This window comes from Halomonas sp. PBN3 (genome assembly GCF_000475415.1).
Classification (GTDB): domain Bacteria; phylum Pseudomonadota; class Gammaproteobacteria; order Pseudomonadales; family Halomonadaceae; genus Halomonas; species Halomonas shengliensis.
The window spans coordinates 1-20,440 of the sequence record NZ_AXCA01000168.1 but is presented as its reverse complement, the minus strand read 5'-3'; the positions used below and the strand labels follow the sequence as shown (position 1 = coordinate 20,440).

Sequence of the window (20,440 nt, the reverse complement as noted above, 5' to 3'; positions counted from 1 at the left end):
GGTCGTCTCCCGTGTCAGGGTTCCCAGCGTCGGGCATCGGCGTGGTCGCTGTCGCGCTCCGACACCCAGTAGTCGCCGTCGCTGGCGTGCTCCTTCTTCCAGAAGGGGGCGCGCGTCTTGAGGTAATCCATGATGAAGTCGCAGGCCTCGAAGGCCGCGCGGCGATGCGCGCTCGCGACCACTACCAGTACGATAGGGTCTCCCGGGGCCAGGCGTCCAACCCGGTGGATCACGCTGACGCCATCGAGGGGCCAGCGCTCCCGGGCCTCGTCGACGATCGCCGCGAGGGCCGCCTCGGTCATCCCCGGGTAGTGCTCCAGGGTCAGGGCCGCCACCTCGGGGCGCTCGTTGAAGTCGCGCACCAGGCCGGTGAAGCTGACCACCGCGCCGATATCGGTGCGCCCGGCGAGCAGCGCACGCTGCTCTTCGCCGGCATCGAAGGGGGCCTGCTGGACGCGGATCATGCCTCAGCCCCCCGTCACCGGCGGGAAGAAGGCGACCTCGTCCTCGTTGGTCACCGGGGTGCTGTCGCCGGCCATCACCTGGTTGACGGCGCACAGCACCCGCCCCTCGTCGAGGCGCGAGAAGCGCGGGTCCAGCGCCTTGAGGGCCGCCTTGAGGCCGGCCACATCCTGACGCTCGAGGCTGTCAAGGGGCACGCTCACCTCGCCGATGCCGAGGCGCTCACGCAGCTCGGCCAGGCACTTGACGCGGATGCAGGGCGAGGCGATGTCGCAGCGACTGCCCAGGCTCACCTCCCCGGCATGCCCCTCGCCGGTGACGATGGGCGCCGGCCGCGGCGCGACGGCCTCGCGGCGGTAGTCACCGGAGCGCCCGCCCTGCTTGGTGTCGAGGTGGATGGCGCCGATCTCCATCGACTTGTCCACCGCTTTGCACATGTCGTAGAGGGTGAGGCAGGCCACCGAGACCGCGGTCAGCGCCTCCATCTCCACGCCGGTGCGCCCATTGAGGCGGCAGCTGGCGGTCACCTCGACGCAACCCTCGGCCTCGTCGAGGCGGAAGTCGACGGCCACCCTGGAGAGCGCCAGGGCGTGGCACAGCGGGATCAGTTCATGGGTGCGCTTGGCGGCCTGGATGCCGGCGATGCGCGCGGTGGCCAGGACATCGCCCTTGGGCAGGCCGCCCTCGGCGAGCAGCGCCAGGGTCTCCGGGCGCATATGGATGCGTCCCGAGGCGGTCGCCTCGCGCCGGCTCTCGGGCTTGTCGGCGACATCGACCATGTGGGCCTCGCCGCGGGCGTTGAGATGGGTCAGTGACATGGGAAACGGCACCTCATGGCAGTCGGAACAGGGGTTGGATGGTGACGGCCTCGCCCGCCGCCACCGCGCCGCGGGCGTCGTCGATCTCGATCAGGCAGTTGGCCTGGACCATGGAGGAGAGGATGCCCGAGCCCTGGGCCCCGGTGTCGCGCACCACCAGCCGGCCCTCGCCGTCGCTGGCGAAAATGCCGCGCAGGTAGTCGACACGCCCCTCGCGGCTGCGCAGCGGGACCTCGGCGATCGCCGAGAGCCGCCGCGGCCAGGCGGCGTCGCGCCCCTGCAGCCTGGCCAGCAGCGGCGCGGCGAACTGCAGGAAGGTGACCAGGCTGGCCACCGGGTTGCCGGGCAGGCCCAGGAAGGGCACGCCCCGCTCGCCGAGCCGCCCACAGGCGAGCGGCCGACCCGGGCGGATGGCGATCTTCCAGAAGCCCAGCTCACCCTGCTCGAGCAGCGCCGCGCGGGTATGGTCGGCATCCCCCACCGAGACCCCGCCGCTAGAGAGCACCAGGTCGGCCTCGGCGGCGGCCCGGGCCAGGGCCGCGGCAATGGCCTCGCGGCGGTCGGGCAGGATGCCGAGGTCGAGCACCTCGCCGCCGTGCTCCTCCACCAGCGCCATCAGCGCGAAGCGGTTGGCGTCGAAGATGCCGGCGGCGGGCAAGGGGTCGCCCGGGGCGGTGACCTCGTCGCCGGTAGAGAAGAGTGCCACGCGGGGACGGCGCACCACCGCGGCCCGGGGCGCCCCCAGCGAGGCCAGCAGGCCCAGCTCGGCGGCGCCCAGGCGCGTGCCGGCGGGCAGCGCCACCGCGCCGCGGGCGATGTCCTCGCCGGCGCGGCGCACGTTCTGGCCGCGACGCACCCGCTCGGGGTGCTCGACCCGGACCCGGACTGCGCCGTCGGCGGCGGTCTCCCACTGGAGTTGCTCGCGCATGATCACGGTATCGGCGCCGTCGGGCAGCGGCGCCCCGGTGGTGATGCCGGCGCACTCGCCGGGGGCCAGGGCGCGACCGGCGCCATGGCCGGCGACGATCTGTGCCACCCGCCGGAAGCCCGCGGCGGGCGGTCCCGCCTCGGGCCAGGCCAGGGCGATGCCATCCATGGCGGCATTGGTGTTCTGGGGCACGTCGATGGGCGAGAGCACATCCTCGGCCAGCACCCGCCCACGCAGCGCGGGCAGGGCCACCCGCTCCGCCGGCAGCGCCCCCGGCACCAGCGCGAGCACCGCGGCGCGGGCCTCCTCCACGGGCAGCATGCGCTCCCCCAGTTCGAAGCAGGAGAGGCTCATGACGGGCTCCCCTCCCTCACCGCCCGCGGGTGACGCTCGGCCGGCCAGCGTGTCGCCCAGGCGGCGATCCACTCGGTCAGGCCGGCATGGTCGTTGAGGTCCAGCCGTTCGACCCCCTCGGGCAGGGTCAGGGGGGCATCGCTGGCCACGGCGCGCACCCAGGGGTCCTCGCTCGCCCGCAGGGACTTGCCCAGCGCCGGACGGTGGAGCTCCAGCTTGGGCAAGGGCCAGGCCTTGAAGCCCTCCACCAGCACCAGGTCGGGTCGCTGGGGCGCCACCATGGCGAGCAGCGCCGCCAGGTCCGCCTCCGGCTGGCCGGGGGTCTCCATCATCAGCGCCAGCCGTGACCGCGAGGCCACCAGCATGGGGCTGGCCCCGGCCTGGCGCAGGCGATGGCTGTCCTTGCCCGGCTGGTCGACATCGAAGGTGTGGTGGGCGTGCTTGATCACCGCCACCCGCAGGCCGCGAGACCGCAGGCGGGGCAGCAACGCCTCGAGCAATGTGGTCTTGCCGGTGCCGCTCCAGGCGGCGATGCCCAGCAACGGCAGGCTCTCGTCCAGGGTCAGGGAGGCGACAGGCTCGCTCATCGGTTGACGGGCTCCTCGGCGAGGGCGCGCTCCAGGCGGCGCCGCTCGTCGTCGGTGTTGAGATTGGCGAAGGCCGCAGGGCCCGCGGCGACGTCGACCCGCACCCAGGCGTGGCGGGCATACCAGCGGTCGATCTTGCGCTCGCCCTCGGCCAGGGCCGCGGCCAGGTCATCCGCCAGGGCGGTGCGGATCAGCGCCACCACCGGATGCAGGCGCTCGCCGTCACCGGCCACGGCGATATCGGCATCGCCGATGGCCGCCACCAGGCGGGTGACCAGGTCGGCAGGGAGTGCCGGCGTGTCGCAGGGCACCACCAGCAGCCAGGGGGTGTGGGCCGCCCGCAGGCCGCTGTAGATGCCCATCAGCGGGCCCTGGTAGCCGCCCTCGGCGTCCTCGATCACCCGGTCGGCGTAGGCGGCGTAGGCGTCCTGGCTGCGATTGGCGTTGACCAGCAGCTCGCCCACCCGCCCCGCGAGGCGCTCGCGCACATGGGCCACCAGGGGCCTGCCGGCGAAGGGCACCAGCCCCTTGTCGACGCCGCCCATGCGGCGCCCCTGGCCACCGGCCAGGATCAGGCCGGTGAGGTCGTGTTGCGGGATCATGCGGGCCTCCTTCTCGAACCCTCATGATGCCTGACGCGACGGCCCGGTGCCACGCCATATGCCAACGCAAGTCATTGTCATGACGCGGATCAAGCGAGCGCTCCCGTGACCCGCCCGCCCTTATCGACGCCGCCGCCAGCGGGTATCATATGTGCAGTTTTCTTGACAGGACGTGCCATGCAAGCGGAAAGCGGATTCGATGTGGGCGGCCGCCTGCGCCAGCTGCGCCTGGCGCGGGGGCTTTCCCAGCGCGAGCTGGCCAAGCGCGCCGGCGTGACCAACAGCACCATCTCGCTGATCGAGCAGAACAGCGTCAGCCCTTCGGTGAGCTCGCTGAAGAAGATCCTTGACGCCCTGCCGGTGTCGATCAGCGCCTTCTTCGCCGGCGACGAGCCCAGCGCCCCCAAGGCGTTCTACCGCGCCGAGGAGCTCACCGAGATCGGCGACGGCCGGCTCTCCTTCCGCCTGGTGGCCGCCCGCCGCCCGGAGCGCGGCATCTCGATCATCCATGAGCGCTACCCGCCGGGGGCGGACACAGGCGAGGAGATGCTCGAGCACGAGGGCGAGGAAGGCGGCGTAGTGGTGGCCGGCGAGATCGAGATCACCGTCAACGGCGAGAGCGAGGTGCTCAGGGCGGGCGACGCCTACTACTTCGACTCCCGCCTGCCCCACCGCTTCCGCAACCTCGGCGAGGCGGAGTGCGTCATCGTCAGCGCCAACACGCCCCCCGGCTTCTCGGATGGCGACCAGGAGCTGCACCACGTCTGAGGCCTCGTCTTACACCTCTCAGGCGGGCTCCGTCGCCGGCCGGCGGCGCGGGCTCGCCAGGATGCGCCGCAGCACGAGCCAGGCGGCGACCCCCGCCAGCAGGTTGCCGACCGCTGCCCCGACGGCGAGCCCGAGGAGCCCACCGAGCCAGGCCCCCAGCGCCAGGCAGGGCAGGTAGAAGGCGAACAGCCGCGCCCCCGACATCAGCATGGCCCGCAGCGGCCATCCCAGGGCATTGCCCGCCGAGACCACGATCATGCACACCCCCAGTGCCGCGTAGCTCGGCAGCAGGAAGCGGATCAGCAGCGCCAGGTCGTCGCGCACCTCGGGGTTGCCGGCGAGCGCCTGGGCCACCCAGGGGGCTGCCACGGCCATCGCCAGCCCCAGCGCCAACTGCCAGGCCACGATCACCTTGAGCGCCAGGCGCATCAGGCGGTGCACCTGGGCCCAGTCGCCGGCGCCATAGCAGCGCCCCAGCCACGGCGGCAGCGACATGGTCATCGCCAGCACCACCATCAGCGACAGCGTCTCCAGGCGGCTGGCCAGGCCCCAGGCCGCCACCTGGGCCTCGCCGAGGCTGGCCACCACGGCGATGGCAAGCATCGCCGCCAGCGGCGGCATCAGCTGGCTGACCATGGCGGGCCCGGCGATGCCGGCGAAGGGCCGCGCCGAGGCCTTGAGCTCCTCGGCGAGCCCGCTGCCGGCCAGCCAGTCGGTCTGCCACAGCCGCCGGCCCAGCACCGCGAGGCCCACACCGAAGGCAAGCGTGGTGGCCCAGGCGGCGCCGGGCAGCCCCAGCCCCTCCCAGGGGCCCACCCCGAAGATCAGCAGCGGGTCGAGGACCAGGTTCACCAGGCTGGTCACCACCATTATGGTGCCCGGCAGGCGGGTGTTGCCGTGGGCGCGGAAGAGGCTGTAGCCGAAGTAGAGCGCCGCCCCCAGCCAGGCGGCCAGCAGCTGGGGCGACCAGTAGCCGCGGATCAGCTCGCGGGTCGGCGCATCGGCGCCCAGCGCCGCGAACACCGGCCCCTGGAGCGCCCAGAGGACGACCGCCAGAAGCGCGATGACGCCAGCTCCCAGCATCAGCACCAGGCTGCCCAGGCGGCGCGCCCGGGCCTGCTCCCCGGCCCCCAGCGCCCGGGAGATCAGCGCGGCGATGGCGATGCCCATGCCCACCTGGACGCCGATGATCAAAAAGCTCAGCGGGAAGGTGAAGGACTGGGCGGCCAGCGGCGCGGTGCCCAGCCGGGCGATGAAGGCGCTGTCCACCAGCTGGAAGCCGAGCAGCGCCAGCACGCCGATGGCCATGGGCCAGGTCTGGCGCCACAGGGTCACGCCGAGGGGAACGCGGTCGTCGTCAGTTCGGGTCACGGCCACTCCACAGGAAAGGCAGGGCGGCCCATTCTAGCCGCCTCTCACAACGCGAACACCCCCGCCGGTGGGCGGGGGTGTTCGTGGGTCGCGGCCACGGGGCCGCGCGGGCAGGCCTTACTGGCGCACGCCCTCGAAGGTGACGTAGAGCTCGAGCTGGTGCATCACCTCGGGGAAGTCGCTCATGTCGATGCCATAGTCGGCCAGGGTCAGGGTCGTGCTGCCCTCGAAGCCGGCGCGGTAGCCGCCCCAGGGATCCTCACCCTCGCCCAGCAGGGTGACCGGCATCTCGATGGTGTTGGTCTCGCCGTGCAGGGTCAGCTCGCCGGAGAGCAAGCCCTCGCCCTCGCCGGTCGGCTCGAAGCCGGTGGAGGTGAAGGTGGCGGTGGGGTACTCGCCGGCGTCGAGGAAGTCACCGCTCAGGAAGTGCTTGTCGCGCTCGGCGTGGTTGGTGTCGAGGCTGTCGACCTGGACCTCGACCTCGGCGCTGGACGCCTCGAGGTTCTCGGGGTCGTAGTGGAAGCTGCCCTCGAACTCCTTGAAGCTGCCGAGGATGTAGGAGTAGCCCAGGTGGTTGATCTTGAACTGCACGAAGGCGTGCTGGCCGTCGGTGTCGATGGCGTACTCGGCGGCCTGGGCCTGGCTCACGCCCACCAGGGCAGTGACACTCAGGGCGGCGGCGATGGCGGTCTTCTTGAACATGTCTCTCTCCTTTAGGGTGGTCTTCTTGACGATGCGTGGGGGAACGACGAGGCGGGCCGTCAGCGACGCCCCACCCGGGGGTCCAGCATCCGGGTTAGCACCGGATGACGGTCGATGAGGTGGTGCTTGAGGGCCGCGGCGGCGTGGCCGGCGGCCAGCACCATCAGCGCCAGGGCGGCATACCAGTGGATGTCGCCTGCGAGCGTCTCCTGGTTGGGCAGCCCGGTGATCAGCGCGGGCACGCTGAAGGCGTCGAAGACGCTGATGCCGCGACCATCGGCGGTGGAGATCAGGTAGCCGCTGACCAGCACCACCAGCATCAGGACATAGAGGGCGAGGTGGCCGAGGTGGGCGGCGAGGCGTTCCAGGCGATGGCCCAGGGCCCGCGGGGTGGGGTTGGCCAGCCGCCAGGCGATCCGCGCCAGGGTGGCGAAGAGCACCAGCATGCCCAACGAGCGGTGCCACCAGGGCCCCAGGTTGTACCAGGGGTCGTAGTAGCCCAGGCCGGTCATCCACCAACCCAGCACGAAGAGGCCGACGATCAGCACCGCCAGGATCCAGTGAAGCAGGATGCTGACGAGGCCCCAGCCCTTCTCGGTATTACGCCACATGCTCGTCCCTCTGGTGAATCGATGGGCAAAGCCTACCCGAGGCGACCTTTCGCGTCCGCTGAATAATGCCGAACCAACCATTCGGAAAAACCACATGCGCAGACAACGACGCCCGCCCCGCCGAGGGCGGGACGGGCGTCACGGAGCGCGGGAAGCCACCCTCAGGCCAGGGCGTCGAGGCCCCGGGCCAGGTCGCCCCGGATGTCCTCGAAGGCCTCCAGGCCCACCGCGACCCGGATCAGCCCCTCGGTGATGCCGGCGGCGGCCTTCTGCTCTGGGGAGAGCCGCCCGTGGGTGGTGGTGGCGGGATGGGTGATGGTGCTCTTGACGTCACCCAGATTGCCGGTGATGGAGAGCAGCCGGGTGGCATCGATCACCGACCAGGCCGCCTGGCGGCTGCCCTCGGCGCCGCTGCCTCTAACCTCGAATCCCAGCACCGCCCCGAAGCCCTGCTGCTGGCGGGCGGCCAGGGCGTGCTGGGGATGGCTCTCGAGGCCACTGTAGTGCACCCGGGCCACCGCGGGGTGCGCCTCGAGCCACTCGGCCAGGGCGCGGGCGTTGTCGCAGTGGGCGCGCATGCGTAGCGCCAGGGTCTCGAGCCCCTTGGTGAAGATCCAGGCGTTGAAGGGGCTCAAGCAGGGCCCGCAGGTGCGTACCACCCCGAACACCTCCTCGAGCTCGCGGTCGCGGCCGACCACGGCGCCGCCGATCGCCCTGCCCTGGCCATCCAGGTACTTTGTGGCGGAGTGGATCACCAGGTCGGCGCCGAGCGCGAGCGGCTGCTGCAGCGCCGGGGTCAGGAAGCAGTTGTCGATGGCCAGCAGGGCGTCGTGGCGATGGGCGATCTCGGCGAGAGCCGCGATATCCACCACCTCGGAGAGCGGGTTGGAGGGCGTCTCGGCGAACAGCAGCCGGGTGGCCGGCGTCATCGCCGCCTCCCAGGCGTCGAGGTCCGAGAGTTCCACGTAGCGGGTGGTGATGCCGAGCTTACCCAGGTACTTGTCGAACAGGCTCACCGTGGAGCCGAACAGCGAGCGCGAGGCGACGATTTCGTCGCCAGCCTTGAGCAGCGCCAGGGCCGTGGAGAGGATCGCCGCCATCCCGGAGCTGGTAGCCACGCAGCGCTCGCCCCCCTCCAGCGCCGCCAGGCGGCGCTCGAAGGTGCGTACCGTGGGATTGGTGAAGCGCGAGTAGATGTTGCCGGGTTCCTCGCCGGCGAACTTGGCCGCCGCCTCGGCGGCGCTGCCGTAGACGAAGCTCGAGGTCGGGAAGATCGGCTCGGCGTGCTCCTGCTCGGCGGTGCGCTCATGGCCGGCGCGGATCGCCAGGGTCGCCAGCGCCCAGTCCGGCTCGGGGGGTACGTTCGGGTCCATGGCTGCCTCAGTCCTCGATGTCGTCGTCGAGATTGTGGGTGCCCACCAGGGCATGATCCCCGGCGCTCTGCTGCTGCTTGGCATCGTCGTTGCGCGAGGCCTCCAGCGCCGCCAGGTAGGCGTCGTCGATGTCGCCGGTGACGTAGTCGCCGTCGAAGACCGAGCAGTCGAAGGCGTCCAGGTTCGGATTCACCTCGCGACAGGCCGCCTTGAGGTCCTCGAGGTCCTGGTAGAAGATCCGGTCGGCGCCGATCAGCTCGCCCACCTCGGCCTCGCTGCGGCCATGGGCGATCAGCTCGCCGGCCGCCGGCATGTCGATGCCGTAGACGTTGGGGTAGCGCACCGGCGGCGCGGCGGAGGCGAAGTAGACCTTGCGGGCCCCCGCCTCCCGAGCCATCTGGATGATCTGCTTGCAGGTGGTGCCACGCACGATGGAGTCGTCCACCAGCAGCACGTTCTTGCCCTTGAACTCGACGCCGATGGCGTTGAGCTTCTGGCGCACCGACTTCTTGCGCTGGGTCTGGCCCGGCATGATGAAGGTCCGCCCGATGTAGCGGTTCTTCATGAAGCCCTCGCGGTAGGTCACCCCCAGGTGCTGGGCGAGCTCCAGCGCCGAGGTGCGCGAGGTGTCGGGGATCGGGATCACCACGTCGATGTCATGCTCCGGCCACTCGCTCTGGATGCGATCGCCCAGCTTGCGGCCCATCTGCATGCGAGTGCCGTAGACGTAGGCGCCATCGAGGATGGAGTCGGGGCGTGCCAGGTAGACGTGCTCGAAGATGCACGGCGCCAGGCGCGGCGCGTCGGCGCACTGCTGGGTGTGGATCTCGCCCTCCATGTCGACGAAGATCGCCTCGCCCGGGGCGAGGTCGCGATGCAGCTCGAAGCCGCCCACGTCCAGCGCCACCGACTCGGAGGCGATCATCACCTCCTGGCCGGCGCCCTCGTCACGGGTGCCGAACACCACCGGACGAATGCCGTGGGGATCACGGAAGGCCACCAGGCCCACACCGTTGATGATCGCCACCGCGGCATAGCCACCCTGGCAACGACGATGCACACGGCGCACCGCGTCGAAGACGTCGCCGGGGGTGAGGTGGAGCCCCTGCTTGCCCAGCTCGTGGGCGAAGACATTGAGCAGCACCTCGGAGTCCGAGCTGGTGTTGATATGGCGCAGGTCGGAGGAGAACAGCTCCTGCTTGAGGCGGTCCGAGTTGGTCAGGTTGCCGTTGTGGGCCAGCGCGATGCCGTAGGGGGAGTTGACGTAGAAGGGCTGGGACTCCGCCTCGCTGGAGGAGCCGGCGGTGGGATAGCGCACGTGGCCGATGCCGAGGTTGCCCTTCAGGCGCGCCATGTGGCGGGTATGGAAGACGTCCCGCACCAGGCCGTTGCTCTTGCGCAGCAGGAAGCGGCCCTCATGCCAGGTCATCATGCCGGCGGCGTCCTGTCCGCGATGCTGTAGCACCGTCAGGGCGTCATAGATGCCCTGGTTCACCGCCTGCTTGGCCATCAGGCCCACGATACCGCACATTCCACCTTACCTCGCTTGCCTTGAGCTTGCTTTCATGGGGTCGGACGGCCGGGGCCGCCGCGACGCCGTCGTCAGGGGTCGGCGGCGGCGTCATCCGCGCCGTCGCCGGGGAGGACCGCCTCCAGGGAGGCGGGCGCCTCGGGGATACGGCCGTCCCAGGCCTCGAACTGGCTCACCACCCAGTCGCGCAGCTGCTCCAGGTGCGGGCGCGTCACCGCGCCCTGCCACGCCTCGAGCCGGGCCAGGGGCGTGAGGCCGATCACGATGGTCACCAGCACCAGCACCGCCGCCCCCTTGGCCAGCCCGAAGGCGGCACCGAGCAGGCGGTTGACCAGGCCCATGCCGACCCACTCCACGGCGGCCTGGAGCAGGCGGATGACGATGCCGCAGGCCAGCACCACGCCGAGGATGACCAGCACGAAGGCCAGCACCAGGCGTCCATCGGGGCTGTCGATCACCCCGGCCAGCAGGTCGGCCAGCGGCTGGGCCAGCACCCTGGCCGCCAGCAGGGCGACGATCCAGGCCGCCAGCCCCAGTGCCTCGCGCACCAGGCCACGCAGCAACCCGGTGATGCCGGTGACCGCCAGCAGCGCGATGAACAGCCAGTCGAGCCAGGTCAGGGCCATCACTCCTTCACCCGCACCAGCAGGCCCTGCAGGTTGACCCTGGCCTTGACCTCGGCGACGGCGCGCTCGCCGGTCTCGGCGCTGGCGTAGGGGCCCACATAGACGGTGGTCAGGTCATCGCCACGCGGGCGGCTGTAGGCGTCGAAGCCCTCGTCACGCAGCCGCGCCAGCAGCCGTTCGGCGTTGGCCGGCTCGCCGAAGCTGCCTACCTGCACCGCCCACTCGCCCTGAGCGACGGCCTCGGGCACGGCGTCCTCGTCGCCCCGCGACGGCTCGCCGGACGCCTGGGCGAGGCGCTCATCGGCGGCCCGGGCCAGCTCGGCGATAGGATCGACGGTTTCGGCGGGTTCGGGCGCCGTGGCCTCGGCGGTGGCCGGGGCCTCGGCGGCCTCGCCCTCCGCGCTTGGCTCGGGCCGGCCGGCCTCGGCACCTGTCGACGGAGAGGGGGCCTCGCTCGGCGCCGTCGCGTCGCCGGTATCCAGGCTTGCCGGCGGCACCGGCGCCGGCACGTCGTGGCGCTCCACCTCGATGGGGGCCTCGATGCGCTGGGCCGGTTCGGGGCGCTCGCCGCGCGGTGCCGGCTCGTCGAAGAGCATGGGCACGAAGATCACCGCCAGAGCGATCAGGATCACCGCGCCGCTCAGGCGCTCTCGCATGCCGTACTTCACGGGGCTACCTCCCTGGAGCTCGTGTCCGTGTCAGTCTGACCCGCCGGGGTCGACGGCGCCAGCCACTCCAGCACCTCGCCCACGGTGAAGAAGGAGCCGCACACCAGCACCCGGTCCTCGGGGGCCAGGCGACCGGCCAGCCAGGCCGCCGCCGCGGCGGGCGAGTCGGCGCGATGCAGCACCTCGGCCCCCTGCCCCTCGAGGGAGTCGGCGAGTTCCGCCGCGCCCCGCCCCCGCTCGCCCTCGAGGGTCGCGGTGACCCAGGCGTCCACCACCGGCGCCAGGGCGGCGATGACGCCCTCGACATCCTTGTCGGCGAGCATCCCCAGCAGGCCCAGGGTGCGACCGGCGCAGGGATGCGCCGCCAGGCGATCGGCCAGGTAGGCGGCAGCGTGGGGGTTGTGGCCCACATCGAGGCACCACTGGCCGAGCCACTGCATGCGCCCGGGCAGGCGCACCTCGGTGAAGGCCCGGCGGCAGGCTGCCGGCTCGAGGGTAACGTCGGCGCAGCGCAGGGCCTGGAGCGCTGTGGCGGCGTTGTCCAGGGGCAGGCCCGGGTCGGGGAGGTCGGTGATGCTGTCGGGGTCGGACCCCAGCGGTGTCACTGTCGTCGCCTGTGCGCAGGTCGACGAATCTTGCGTCTCGGCCGGGGGCTGCTCCCGAAGGCTCCGGAAGGTCCAGCCCGCCCCATCCCCGTCGCGCCCGAAGGCCTCGCCCAGGGCCTGGACCTCGGCACCCAGCGCATCGGCCACCCGGCACACGCTGCGGGGCAGGTCTCGGCTGCCCAGCACCGCGGGGCGGCCGGGACGCAGGATGCCGGCCTTCTCGCGACCGATCCCCTCCAGGTCCGTGCCCAGGAAGGCGGCATGGTCCTGGGCCACGGTGGTGATCACCGCCACGTCGGGGTCGATGACGTTGACCGCATCCAGCCGCCCGCCGAGCCCCACCTCCAGCAGCGCCAGGTCGGGCGCCCGCCGGGAGATGGCCCACAGCGCCCCCAGGGTGCCCACCTCGAAATAGGTGAGGCTGACGGGCTCACCGTCGAGACGCGCCCGCTCCACGGCGGCGAAGCCGGCGATCAGGGTGGCGTCGTCGGCCTCCTCGCCGTCCAGGCGCAGGCGCTCGTTGTAGCGGATCAGGTGTGGGGAGGTGTAGGTCGCCGTGGTCAGGCCGTGGACGCGGGCCAGCGCCTCCAGCATGGCCACCGTGGAGCCCTTGCCGTTGGTGCCGGCCACGGTGATCACGCGCCCGGCCAGGGGCCGGCCGAGCAGCCCCATGCGCCGGGCGACCTCGGCCACGCGCTCGAGGCCGAGGTCGATGCCCAGGGGGTGGGCGGCCTCGAGCCGCGCCAGCCAGGCATCCAGGGTGGTGGGCAGCGCCTCGCTCATGGGCGCGTCAGCGCCGCTCGTCGTCGGACGGCGCCGGGTCCGCCGCGGGCGCGTCGCCCTCGGCGGGGGCCTCGGGGGCCATGGCCTCGTCGGTCGGCTCCGGCGCCTCGACCTCGGCCCGCTCGGCGGCCTCGACCAGGTCCGGCTCGGCCACCGCGACTTCGGGCTCGCCGACCGCCGGCTGGCCGGTCAGCTTGCGCAGCACGCGCCCCAGGGTGTCGCGCATCTCGCGGCGGTGCACGATCATGTCCACCGCGCCGTGGTCGAGCAGGAACTCGCTGCGCTGGAAGCCCTCGGGAAGCTTCTCGCGCACCGTCTGCTCGATCACCCGGGGACCGGCGAAGCCGATCAGGGCGTTGGGCTCGGCCACGTTGAGGTCGCCGAGCATCGCCAGCGACGCCGAGACGCCGCCGAACACCGGGTCGGTGAGCACCGAGATGTAGGGCACGCCGGCCTGCTTGAGCTTCTCCAGCGCCGCCGAGGTCTTGGCCATCTGCATCAGCGAGAAGAGTGCCTCCTGCATGCGCGCCCCACCGGAGGCGGAGAAGCAGATCAGCGGGATGCCCTCTTCCAGGGCCACGGTGGCGGCGCGCACAAACTTCTCGCCCACCACGGTGCCCATGGAGCCGCCCATGAAGGAGAACTCGAAGGCCACCGTGACCACCGGCAGGCCGTCCAGGGTACCGCGCATGGCGATCAGCGCGTCCTTCTCGCCGGTCTCCTTCTGGGCCGCGGCCAGGCGGTCCTTGTACTTCTTGGTGTCGCGGAACTTGAGGCGGTCGACGGGTTCCACCTCGGCGGCGAGCTCCTCTCGGCCCTCGCGGTCGAGAAACCAGTCGAGGCGCTTGCGTGCCGTCAGGCGCAGGTGATGGTCGCACTTGGGGCAGACGTTGTGCTGCTTCTCGAGCTCGGGCAGGTAGAGCACCGCCTCGCACTTGGGACACTTGCGCCACAGGCCGTCGGGCACGCTTGCGCGGCGATCGTGGCGCTGAATACGCCCGATGGAGGGCACGATCTTGTCTAGCCAGCTCATGTCAGAAAGGGTCCGTGGTCGGGTCGGCGCCCGGCGCGTGCCGGGCGCATGGAACATTGCGTGACGAGGCTCAGCCGCTCAGGGCGTCCAGGGCCTGGCGCATCTCGCCGAGTACCGCCTTGAGCTCGGCGGGCACCGCCTCGGGGCGCTCGGCGTTCTCGGCGATGCGGCCGACCAGCGCCGAGCCGACGATGACGCCGTCGGCCACCTTGCCCACCTCGGCGGCGGAGGCGCCATCGCGGATGCCGAAGCCGACGCACAGCGGCAGGTCGGTCATGCGTCGCAGCGGCGCCAGGTGGTCGGCCACGTCCGCCGCGTTCAGCGTGGCGGAGCCGGTGACCCCCTTGAGCGAGACGTAGTAGAGGTAGCCCTCGCCATGGGCGCATATTGTAGCGGCCCGCTCCTCGGAAGTGGTAGGGGCCACCAGGAAGATCGAGGCGAGTCCATGCGACTTGAGCAGGGGGCCGAGCTCCTCGGACTCCTCGGGGGGCATGTCCACCGCCAGCACGCCATCGACGCCGGCCGCGGCGGCCTGCTCGGCGAAGGCGGCGAGGCCCAGGCGCTCCATGGGGTTGAGGTAGCCCATCAGCACCACCGGGGTGGTGACATCGCTCTGGCGGAACTCGCGCACCATCTCGAACAGGTGGCTGAGGCGCACGCCGTGCCTGAGCGCCCGCTCGCAAGCCTTCTGGATCACCGGGCCATCGGCCATGGGGTCGGAGAAGGGCACGCCCAGTTCGATGATGTCGGCACCCGCCTCCACCAGGGCGTGCATGTAGCCCACGGTGTGCTCTGGGGCGGGGTCGCCGGCGGTGATGTAGGGGATGAGGGCGCGGCGCCCCTGGGCCTTGAGCTCGGCGAAGCGTTGGTCGATACGATTCATGGTCTGGGCCGTCATCTAGAATTCGATCCCGTCGAGCTTGGCGACGGTCATGATGTCCTTGTCGCCGCGACCGGAGAGGTTGACGACGATGTTCTGGTCGGGACGCATCGTCGGCGCCAGCACCTTGGCGTAGGCCAGGGCGTGGGCGGACTCCAGCGCCGGCATGATACCCTCGACGCGGGTCAGCTCGCGGAAGGCCGCGAGCACGGCGTCGTCGTTGGCGGCCACGTAGTTGACCCGGCCGACGTCCTTCCACAGGGCGTGCTCGGGGCCGACGCCGGGGTAGTCGAGGCCCGCCGAGATGGAGTGGGTGTCGGAGACCTGGCCACCCTCGTCGGACATCAGGTAGGTGCGGTTGCCGTGGAGCACGCCGCGGGGCGCCCCGGAGGAGAGCGGTGCGGCGTGGCGGCCGGTCTCGACGCCGTCACCGCCGGCCTCGACACCGTACATCGCCACCTCGTCATCCTCGACGAAGGGGTAGAAGAGCCCCATGGCGTTGGAGCCGCCGCCCACGCAGGCGATGAGCGCATCCGGCAGCCGGCCGAACTCCTCGACGGACTGGCGACGCGCCTCGCGGCCCACCACGGCGTTGAAGTCACGCACCAGCATCGGATAGGGGTGGGGGCCGGCCACGGTACCGATGATGTAGAAGGTGTTGTCGACGTTGGTGACCCAGTCGCGCAGCGCCTCGTTCATGGCGTCCTTGAGGGTGCGGGTGCCGGACTCCACCGGGATGACGTTGGCCCCCAGCAGGCGCATGCGGTAGACGTTGAGCTTCTGGCGCTGCACGTCCTCGGCGCCCATGTAGACGTCGCACGCAAGCCCCAGGCGCGCCGCCACCGTGGCAGTGGCCACGCCGTGCTGGCCGGCACCCGTCTCGGCGATCACCCGCGGCTTGCCGCTCTTCTTGGCCAGCAGCGCCTGGCCGATGGTGTTGTTCACCTTGTGGGCGCCGGTGTGGTTGAGGTCCTCGCGCTTGAGCCAGATCTGTGCCCCGCCGAGCTGCTTCGACCACCGCTCGGCATGGTAGAGCGGCGAAGGACGACCCACGTAGTGGGCCAGGTCATAGTCGAATTCCGCCTGGAAGGCCGGGTCGTCGCGAAGACTCAGGTAGGTCTTCTCCAGCTCGTCCAGGGCGAAGCTCAGGGTCTCCGAGACGAACCGGCCGCCATAGGGGCCATAGTGGCCGCGGGCATCCGGCAGTCGGGTCAGGTCACTGAACTTGCTCACGAAAGACACCTCACAGGTCGCCATTGGGGGGCTTGGGGGATGACAGGCAGTGCCGGGCGCAGTGCGCCCGCGACGCTCAGGGGTGGCGGGCGTCGCCCTCGTGCACCGCGGCCATGAAGGCCGCCATGCGCTCGGCATCCTTGACGCCGGGGGCCGCCTCGATGCCACCGGAGACATCCAGCGCGAAGGGCGCCACGGCGGCGATGGCGTCGGCGGCATTGGCCGCGCTCAGGCCGCCGGCGAGGATAACAGGTTTTGCCAGGCTTGCGGGGATTCGCGACCAGTCGAAGGTGGCCCCGGTGCCCCCCGGCACCCCCGGTCGGTAGGCATCGAGCAGCAGCGCCCGGGCGCCGGCATAGGCATCGACGGCCGCCGGCAGGTCGAGGCCGTCGCGCATGCGCAGCGCCTTGATCCAGGCACGCTCGAAGCGGGCACACTCGGCCGGCGCCTCGTCGCCGTGGAACTGCAGCAGGTCGAGGTGCGCGGCACAGCGCTCGATCAGCGCCGGGTCCTGGTCGACGAAGAGCCCCACCCGGGTCACGAAGGCCGGCACGCGTTCGGCCAGCGCGGCCAGCCGGGCCTCGTCCACGGCGCGGCGGCTGCCGGGCCACAGCACGAAGCCCAGGGCGTCGGCGCCGGCGGCCACCGCGGCATCCACGTCCTCGGGGCGGGTCAGGCCGCAGAACTTCACGCGGGTGCGCCTCATGTGGCCTCCCCTTCCGCCGCCACCGGCCGGCCGCGGCGGAACGCGACCCAGGGGCAGTCCGGCAGCGGGCGCTCCCCGGTCCACTCGCCAAGGAAGGCGAGCAGGTTGGGTCCCAGCGGCTCGGCGGGCAGGCCCCAGGCCTCGTCGTAGAGGGAGTCGACGAAGTGCAGGCCGCAGGCCGGCGCGGTGACGTCGGCGCGGGTGCGATCCCGAAGCGCCATCAGCTCGGCCAGGTAGTCGTCGCCGGCCTCGCCACGGCCGACCGTGACCAGGGCACCGGCGATGTTGCGGATCATATGGTGCAGGAAGGCATTGCCCTGGACGTCGATCACCACCAGCGGGCCGTGGCGATGCACCTCGATGAAGTGCAGGTGCCGCCAGGGGGTCTTCGACTGGCAGCCCGCGGCGCGGAAGCTCGAGAAGTCGTGCTCGCCCACCAGCGCCTGGGCGGCGCGATGCATGGCGTCGGCGTCCAGCGGGTCGCGGCACCAGGTCACGTTGGCGCGCTCCAGCACCGGGCGGCTGGGCTGGTTGAGCAGCACGTAGCGGTAGCGCCGCGCCAGGGCCTTGAAACGGGCGTGGAAGTCGTCGGGCACCTCGGTGACCCAACGCACGGCAATGTCCCGCGGCAGGTTGGCGTTGACCCCGAACACCCAGGCCTTCTCGGAGCGCGGCGCCGGGGCGTCGAAGTGGATGATCTGGCGGGTGGCATGCACACCGGAATCGGTGCGCCCGCTGGCGTGCACCGTCACCGAGGCGCTTGCCACCCGGGCGAGGGCCGCCTCCAGGGCGCCCTGCACCGAGGCGGCGTGCTTGAGGCGTTGCCAGCCGCAGTAGCCGCTGCCGTCGTACTCGACCGCCATGGCCAGGCGTCCGGCCAGGGGGGTCCTGTCATCGAGGGGGTGAAACAGGGTCATGAAGGGATCAGGGTTCCAGTCGTCTGCGCAGCGCCAGCGCCTCGTCGCGGATGGCCGGGTCGTCGCTGCGGGCGAGCTCATCGAGCAGCTCCCGGGCGCGCCCGGCCTCGCCAGCCTCGACCAGCCGGTGGGCCTCGGCCAGGCGGTCGGACGGGGTCGCGGCGGACAAACCGCCATTATCCGGCTCCAGGGGCGGGAAGGAAACCTCCTCGACCTCCCAGGCCTCGGGCAACGGCCTGTCGGCGGCCGCAGCGCCCTGCTCGCCGCCCTGATCGTCCCCATCGGGCTCGGCATCGAGCCGTGGCAGGCTCTCGTCGGTATCGAAGCCGTCCCCCTTCTCGGCCAGCCCCAGCCCCTGCGGGGTGAAGTCGACGCTGGGCTGCATCGGCGTCTCCTCCCGCGGGGCCGCGGCGGTGTCGAGGCTGGGCGGGCAGTAGTCGATCACCTCGCGGCCATCGTCGCCGCGGCGCGTGGGCACCTCGGGAAGCGCCTCCTCCGGCTCGGCGGCATGTGCCTCGTCGGGGGTGCCAACCTCCCCGACGGCCGTCATGCCCTGCCCTGCCGACGGCGTCACGCCAGGGTCGCCGTCGGCCGTGGCGGCCTCGTCCGGCCGCCGAGTGGAGGCGGCATCGTCGGGTACGGCATCCTCGGAGGCGGTCTCGTCCGCAACCTCGGCCTCCCTCTGGGCATCCTCCTCGGGATGCGCCTCGCCGGTCTCGTCGAAGCGCCACGGTGGCAGGGCGACGGCCTCCACGAAGTGGGCGCGTTCCCCGCGTGGCTCGGCAGCGGCCTGGCCGGACGCCTCCGGGGCGAGCCCATGGCGTGCCATCAGGCCCTCGGCCTCCTCGATCACCGCCGGGTTGCCTCCCTCGCGCAACCGCGCCAGCTCGCGTTCGGCGGCCTCGCGACTGCCCTGCTCGAGGTGGACCCCCAGCAGCTTGAGGCGCAGGTCGTCGCGCTCCGGCTCGCGGGCCAGGCTCGCGTCGAGCAGCTCGCGGGCCTGGTCATAGCGGCCGTAGGCGATGAAGATGTCGGCCTCGTTGATCGCCTCCGCCTGGGGCAGGCTGGCGCGTACCGAGCGCTCGGCAGGCGCCTGCTCGACAGGTTCCCCGGGAGCCGCGGCGGCACCCGGCGCGGCGGCCCCGGGCGTGGCCACCCGCACCTGACCGGCCGAGGCCTCCTCGCGCGCCTCGCGACCCCGGCGCCGGCGTACCGCCAGCCACAGCGCCAGCAGCGCGGCGAGGCCGGCGCCGCCCAGCATCAGGTTGCGGTCCACCTGCCCCGGGAAGAAGGCCCTCCACCAGGGGGGCTCCTGGCCCTCCTCGGCGGGCGCGGCGAGGCCACCGGCCCCGGGACCCTCGGCACCGCCGGCGCTGGCACCGAGCCGGGCCAGCTGGTCGCGCAGGGCGTCGAGCTCCTGGCGCATGTCGCCGAGCTGGTCGCGCAGCTCGTCGCGCTCGGCCTGCACCGCCTCGAGCTCCGCCTGGCTCTGCTGCCAGCGGCTCTCGAGACGCAGCAGGCGCTGGTCCTCGGTGAGCTCGCCATCGCCGAACAGCGCCGCGAGAAGCTCGGGGTCGACCTCGACCCTGGCCTCCCCCGCATTCCCCTCGGCGGCGAGCGTCCCGGTCGCCTCCGACTCGGCGGCAGTCTCGGCATCGCCTGCCCCGGCGTCGCCCTCCCCCGCCCCGGCCGACGACCGGGTCTGCTCCGCCGCCAGCTCGGCGTCGGTCAGCAGGGTGAGGCGCGGCTCGGGGCCCTCGGCGTCGGCCCCAGTCTCGCCAGATTCGTTCGCCGTGGCCGGCTCGGCGTCGGTGACCGATGTTGGCTCGGCGTCCGGCGCGGCCGCCTGGGAAGGAGCAGTGTCGGTCGGCGCCTGCTGGGCGCTCGCCACCGCGGTCGCGGCCGCCTCTTCGCCCCCCAGCGGTACCCGCGCGGGGGCACCGCCACCCCGGTTGGCCCAGGCCTGGTTCATGGCAGTGACGATACGGTCGACCTCGGCCTGGGAGCGCGCGGCGATGCGCTCGCGATCGGGCACCGCCAGGGTGAAACCGGCGCGCATGGCGTTGATGTTGCCCGAGGGGAAGGCCTCGGGGTTGGCCGCCACCAGCGCCACCATCATCTGGCTCATGCTGATGCCGCTGTCCGGCCGCAGGCGGCCGGCCACCGCCCAGAGGGTATCGCCGCTGCGCACCCAGGCGGGTTCGCCGGCGGACGACGCACCACCCGGCGCGGGCGCAGGGGGCGCGGGGGCCGGACGCGCCTCCCGGGTCGCGGTGGCGGCAGGCGCCGCCACCTGGCGGGAGGGCGCCACCAGCGCCGGCATCTCGTCGTAGTTGGGCGGGTCGAGCAGCAGGGTCACCTCGCGTACCTGCTGCCCGGTGGGCCAGTCGAAGCGCAGCAGCAGGTCGAGCCAGGGCTCGCGCACCGGCCGTTCGGTGGTGAGGTCCACCACCAGGCCGCCGCGGCGCCGGGCGACCTCGGCCCGCACGCTGGCGGCCAAGGGGGTGCGCGCCAGGCCGACGGCGGCATAGGCCCGTTCGTCCGCCACCGTGACGTTGAGCAGGCCGGGCTGGATGCCGCCGGCGTCGGTCAGGGGAATCGTGGCACGCAGCGGCGCATTGAGGGTGGAGCGCACGTCCGTCTCCCCCAGCCCCAGGCCGAGCGCCATGGGACTTGCGGCGGAGAGCGAGAGCAGCATGGCGAGTGTCAGCTTGCGTTTCATGAGATTCCCTTGCAGACGTCGGCGAAGCCTGACGCGTCGCGTCGGCCGAGGCGGTGCCGTTATGTCATCTTCTTCTTACCGCCTATGTATCATAAATCTGATTCTGCTGCGCTCAGAGGCGTCATGCCGGATCTCCTGACAGTAAGTATCCCCCGGCAAA

20 protein-coding genes are annotated in these 20,440 nt (G+C 72.1%); 1 reads left to right on the top strand and 19 read right to left on the bottom strand.

What is annotated here, in order from left to right:
• Window positions 1-14: 14 nt before the first annotated feature.
• The 5 genes from moaE to mobA are packed head-to-tail and all read right to left on the bottom strand — an operon-like array spanning window position 15 to window position 3,751.
• Window positions 15-464: a molybdopterin synthase catalytic subunit MoaE gene (moaE, locus tag Q673_RS30130; protein WP_023006460.1), complete on the bottom strand. Its 450-nt coding sequence runs from the start codon at window positions 462-464 to the stop codon at window positions 15-17.
• Between the two features lie 3 nt (window positions 465-467).
• Entirely contained in the window at window positions 468-1,280 is an 813-nt protein-coding gene (moaC, locus tag Q673_RS30125; protein ID WP_023006459.1) for a cyclic pyranopterin monophosphate synthase MoaC, read from the bottom strand.
• Between the two features lie 13 nt (window positions 1,281-1,293).
• Window positions 1,294-2,562 (bottom strand): molybdopterin molybdotransferase MoeA, encoded by a 1,269-nt coding sequence (gene moeA / locus Q673_RS30120; protein WP_023006458.1) that lies wholly within the window; start codon window positions 2,560-2,562, stop codon window positions 1,294-1,296.
• Entirely contained in the window at window positions 2,559-3,149 is a 591-nt protein-coding gene (gene mobB, locus Q673_RS30115) for a molybdopterin-guanine dinucleotide biosynthesis protein B (RefSeq protein ID WP_023006457.1), read from the bottom strand. The genes moeA and mobB overlap by 4 nt, the downstream gene beginning before the upstream one ends.
• Window positions 3,146-3,751 carry a molybdenum cofactor guanylyltransferase MobA gene (mobA, locus tag Q673_RS30110; protein WP_023006456.1) on the bottom strand — a complete coding sequence of 202 codons (606 nt, stop codon included), beginning with the start codon at window positions 3,749-3,751 and terminating at the stop codon, window positions 3,146-3,148. The genes mobB and mobA overlap by 4 nt, the downstream gene beginning before the upstream one ends.
• Before the next feature lie 177 nt (window positions 3,752-3,928).
• Here mobA and Q673_RS30105 point away from each other — a divergent pair, with 177 nt between their 5' ends.
• Window positions 3,929-4,519: a cupin domain-containing protein gene (locus tag Q673_RS30105; protein WP_023006455.1), complete on the top strand. Its 591-nt coding sequence runs from the start codon at window positions 3,929-3,931 to the stop codon at window positions 4,517-4,519.
• A gap of 18 nt (window positions 4,520-4,537) precedes the next feature.
• Here Q673_RS30105 and Q673_RS30100 read toward each other — a convergent pair whose 3' ends face one another.
• The 14 genes from Q673_RS30100 to Q673_RS30035 all read right to left on the bottom strand — a co-directional run bounded on the left by Q673_RS30100 (window position 4,538) and on the right by Q673_RS30035 (window position 20,280).
• Window positions 4,538-5,827 carry an MATE family efflux transporter gene (locus Q673_RS30100; protein WP_052004255.1) on the bottom strand — a complete coding sequence of 430 codons (1,290 nt, stop codon included), beginning with the start codon at window positions 5,825-5,827 and terminating at the stop codon, window positions 4,538-4,540.
• A gap of 180 nt (window positions 5,828-6,007) precedes the next feature.
• On the bottom strand, window positions 6,008-6,592 hold the full coding sequence (locus tag Q673_RS30095) for a YceI family protein (RefSeq protein ID WP_023006453.1): 585 nt from the start codon (window positions 6,590-6,592) through the stop codon (window positions 6,008-6,010).
• Between the two features lie 59 nt (window positions 6,593-6,651).
• Window positions 6,652-7,203 carry a cytochrome b gene (locus Q673_RS30090; protein WP_023006452.1) on the bottom strand — a complete coding sequence of 184 codons (552 nt, stop codon included), beginning with the start codon at window positions 7,201-7,203 and terminating at the stop codon, window positions 6,652-6,654.
• A 161-nt stretch (window positions 7,204-7,364) separates the two neighbouring features.
• Window positions 7,365-8,576: an O-succinylhomoserine sulfhydrylase gene (locus Q673_RS30085; RefSeq protein WP_023006451.1), complete on the bottom strand. Its 1,212-nt coding sequence runs from the start codon at window positions 8,574-8,576 to the stop codon at window positions 7,365-7,367.
• Between the two features lie 7 nt (window positions 8,577-8,583).
• Window positions 8,584-10,107, bottom strand: a complete 1,524-nt coding sequence (gene purF, locus Q673_RS30080; RefSeq protein WP_023006450.1) for an amidophosphoribosyltransferase — start codon at window positions 10,105-10,107, stop codon at window positions 8,584-8,586.
• A gap of 71 nt (window positions 10,108-10,178) precedes the next feature.
• Window positions 10,179-10,733 carry a CvpA family protein gene (locus tag Q673_RS30075; RefSeq protein ID WP_023006449.1) on the bottom strand — a complete coding sequence of 185 codons (555 nt, stop codon included), beginning with the start codon at window positions 10,731-10,733 and terminating at the stop codon, window positions 10,179-10,181.
• Window positions 10,733-11,401, bottom strand: a complete 669-nt coding sequence (locus Q673_RS30070; protein WP_023006448.1) for an SPOR domain-containing protein — start codon at window positions 11,399-11,401, stop codon at window positions 10,733-10,735. The genes Q673_RS30075 and Q673_RS30070 overlap by 1 nt, the downstream gene beginning before the upstream one ends.
• Entirely contained in the window at window positions 11,398-12,789 is a 1,392-nt protein-coding gene (gene folC / locus Q673_RS30065) for a bifunctional tetrahydrofolate synthase/dihydrofolate synthase (RefSeq protein ID WP_023006447.1), read from the bottom strand. Before folC ends, Q673_RS30070 begins: the two co-directional genes overlap by 4 nt.
• A gap of 7 nt (window positions 12,790-12,796) precedes the next feature.
• Window positions 12,797-13,822, bottom strand: a complete 1,026-nt coding sequence (gene accD / locus Q673_RS30060) for an acetyl-CoA carboxylase, carboxyltransferase subunit beta (RefSeq protein ID WP_023006446.1) — start codon at window positions 13,820-13,822, stop codon at window positions 12,797-12,799.
• A 70-nt stretch (window positions 13,823-13,892) separates the two neighbouring features.
• Window positions 13,893-14,705 carry a tryptophan synthase subunit alpha gene (gene trpA, locus Q673_RS30055; protein ID WP_031218346.1) on the bottom strand — a complete coding sequence of 271 codons (813 nt, stop codon included), beginning with the start codon at window positions 14,703-14,705 and terminating at the stop codon, window positions 13,893-13,895.
• A gap of 15 nt (window positions 14,706-14,720) precedes the next feature.
• Entirely contained in the window at window positions 14,721-15,959 is a 1,239-nt protein-coding gene (gene trpB, locus Q673_RS30050) for a tryptophan synthase subunit beta (protein WP_031218344.1), read from the bottom strand.
• Window positions 15,960-16,011: 52 nt separating this feature from the next.
• Window positions 16,012-16,641: a phosphoribosylanthranilate isomerase gene (locus Q673_RS30045; protein WP_023006443.1), complete on the bottom strand. Its 630-nt coding sequence runs from the start codon at window positions 16,639-16,641 to the stop codon at window positions 16,012-16,014.
• A complete protein-coding gene (truA, locus tag Q673_RS30040; RefSeq protein ID WP_023006442.1) occupies window positions 16,638-17,558 on the bottom strand; it encodes a tRNA pseudouridine(38-40) synthase TruA in 921 nt (306 codons plus the stop codon). The genes Q673_RS30045 and truA overlap by 4 nt, the downstream gene beginning before the upstream one ends.
• Before the next feature lie 7 nt (window positions 17,559-17,565).
• On the bottom strand, window positions 17,566-20,280 hold the full coding sequence (locus Q673_RS30035) for a FimV/HubP family polar landmark protein (protein ID WP_023006441.1): 2,715 nt from the start codon (window positions 20,278-20,280) through the stop codon (window positions 17,566-17,568).
• Window positions 20,281-20,440: the final 160 nt, after the last annotated feature.

Coding starts and splice junctions, on each gene's coding strand:
- moaE (WP_023006460.1), bottom strand. CDS start 464: ATGATCCGCGTCCAGCAGGCCCCCTTCGATGCCGGCGAAGAGCAGCGT.
- moaC (WP_023006459.1), bottom strand. CDS start 1,280: ATGTCACTGACCCATCTCAACGCCCGCGGCGAGGCCCACATGGTCGAT.
- moeA (WP_023006458.1), bottom strand. CDS start 2,562: ATGAGCCTCTCCTGCTTCGAACTGGGGGAGCGCATGCTGCCCGTGGAG.
- mobB (WP_023006457.1), bottom strand. CDS start 3,149: ATGAGCGAGCCTGTCGCCTCCCTGACCCTGGACGAGAGCCTGCCGTTG.
- mobA (WP_023006456.1), bottom strand. CDS start 3,751: ATGATCCCGCAACACGACCTCACCGGCCTGATCCTGGCCGGTGGCCAG.
- Q673_RS30105 (WP_023006455.1), top strand. CDS start 3,929: ATGCAAGCGGAAAGCGGATTCGATGTGGGCGGCCGCCTGCGCCAGCTG.
- Q673_RS30100 (WP_052004255.1), bottom strand. CDS start 5,827: ATGGCCATCGGCGTGCTGGCGCTGCTCGGCTTCCAGCTGGTGGACAGC.
- Q673_RS30095 (WP_023006453.1), bottom strand. CDS start 6,592: ATGTTCAAGAAGACCGCCATCGCCGCCGCCCTGAGTGTCACTGCCCTG.
- Q673_RS30090 (WP_023006452.1), bottom strand. CDS start 7,203: ATGTGGCGTAATACCGAGAAGGGCTGGGGCCTCGTCAGCATCCTGCTT.
- Q673_RS30085 (WP_023006451.1), bottom strand. CDS start 8,576: ATGGACCCGAACGTACCCCCCGAGCCGGACTGGGCGCTGGCGACCCTG.
- purF (WP_023006450.1), bottom strand. CDS start 10,107: ATGTGCGGTATCGTGGGCCTGATGGCCAAGCAGGCGGTGAACCAGGGC.
- Q673_RS30075 (WP_023006449.1), bottom strand. CDS start 10,733: ATGGCCCTGACCTGGCTCGACTGGCTGTTCATCGCGCTGCTGGCGGTC.
- folC (WP_023006447.1), bottom strand. CDS start 12,789: ATGAGCGAGGCGCTGCCCACCACCCTGGATGCCTGGCTGGCGCGGCTC.
- accD (WP_023006446.1), bottom strand. CDS start 13,822: ATGAGCTGGCTAGACAAGATCGTGCCCTCCATCGGGCGTATTCAGCGC.
- trpA (WP_031218346.1), bottom strand. CDS start 14,705: ATGAATCGTATCGACCAACGCTTCGCCGAGCTCAAGGCCCAGGGGCGC.
- trpB (WP_031218344.1), bottom strand. CDS start 15,959: ATGGCGACCTGTGAGGTGTCTTTCGTGAGCAAGTTCAGTGACCTGACC.
- Q673_RS30045 (WP_023006443.1), bottom strand. CDS start 16,641: ATGAGGCGCACCCGCGTGAAGTTCTGCGGCCTGACCCGCCCCGAGGAC.
- truA (WP_023006442.1), bottom strand. CDS start 17,558: ATGACCCTGTTTCACCCCCTCGATGACAGGACCCCCCTGGCCGGACGC.
- Q673_RS30035 (WP_023006441.1), bottom strand. CDS start 20,280: ATGAAACGCAAGCTGACACTCGCCATGCTGCTCTCGCTCTCCGCCGCA.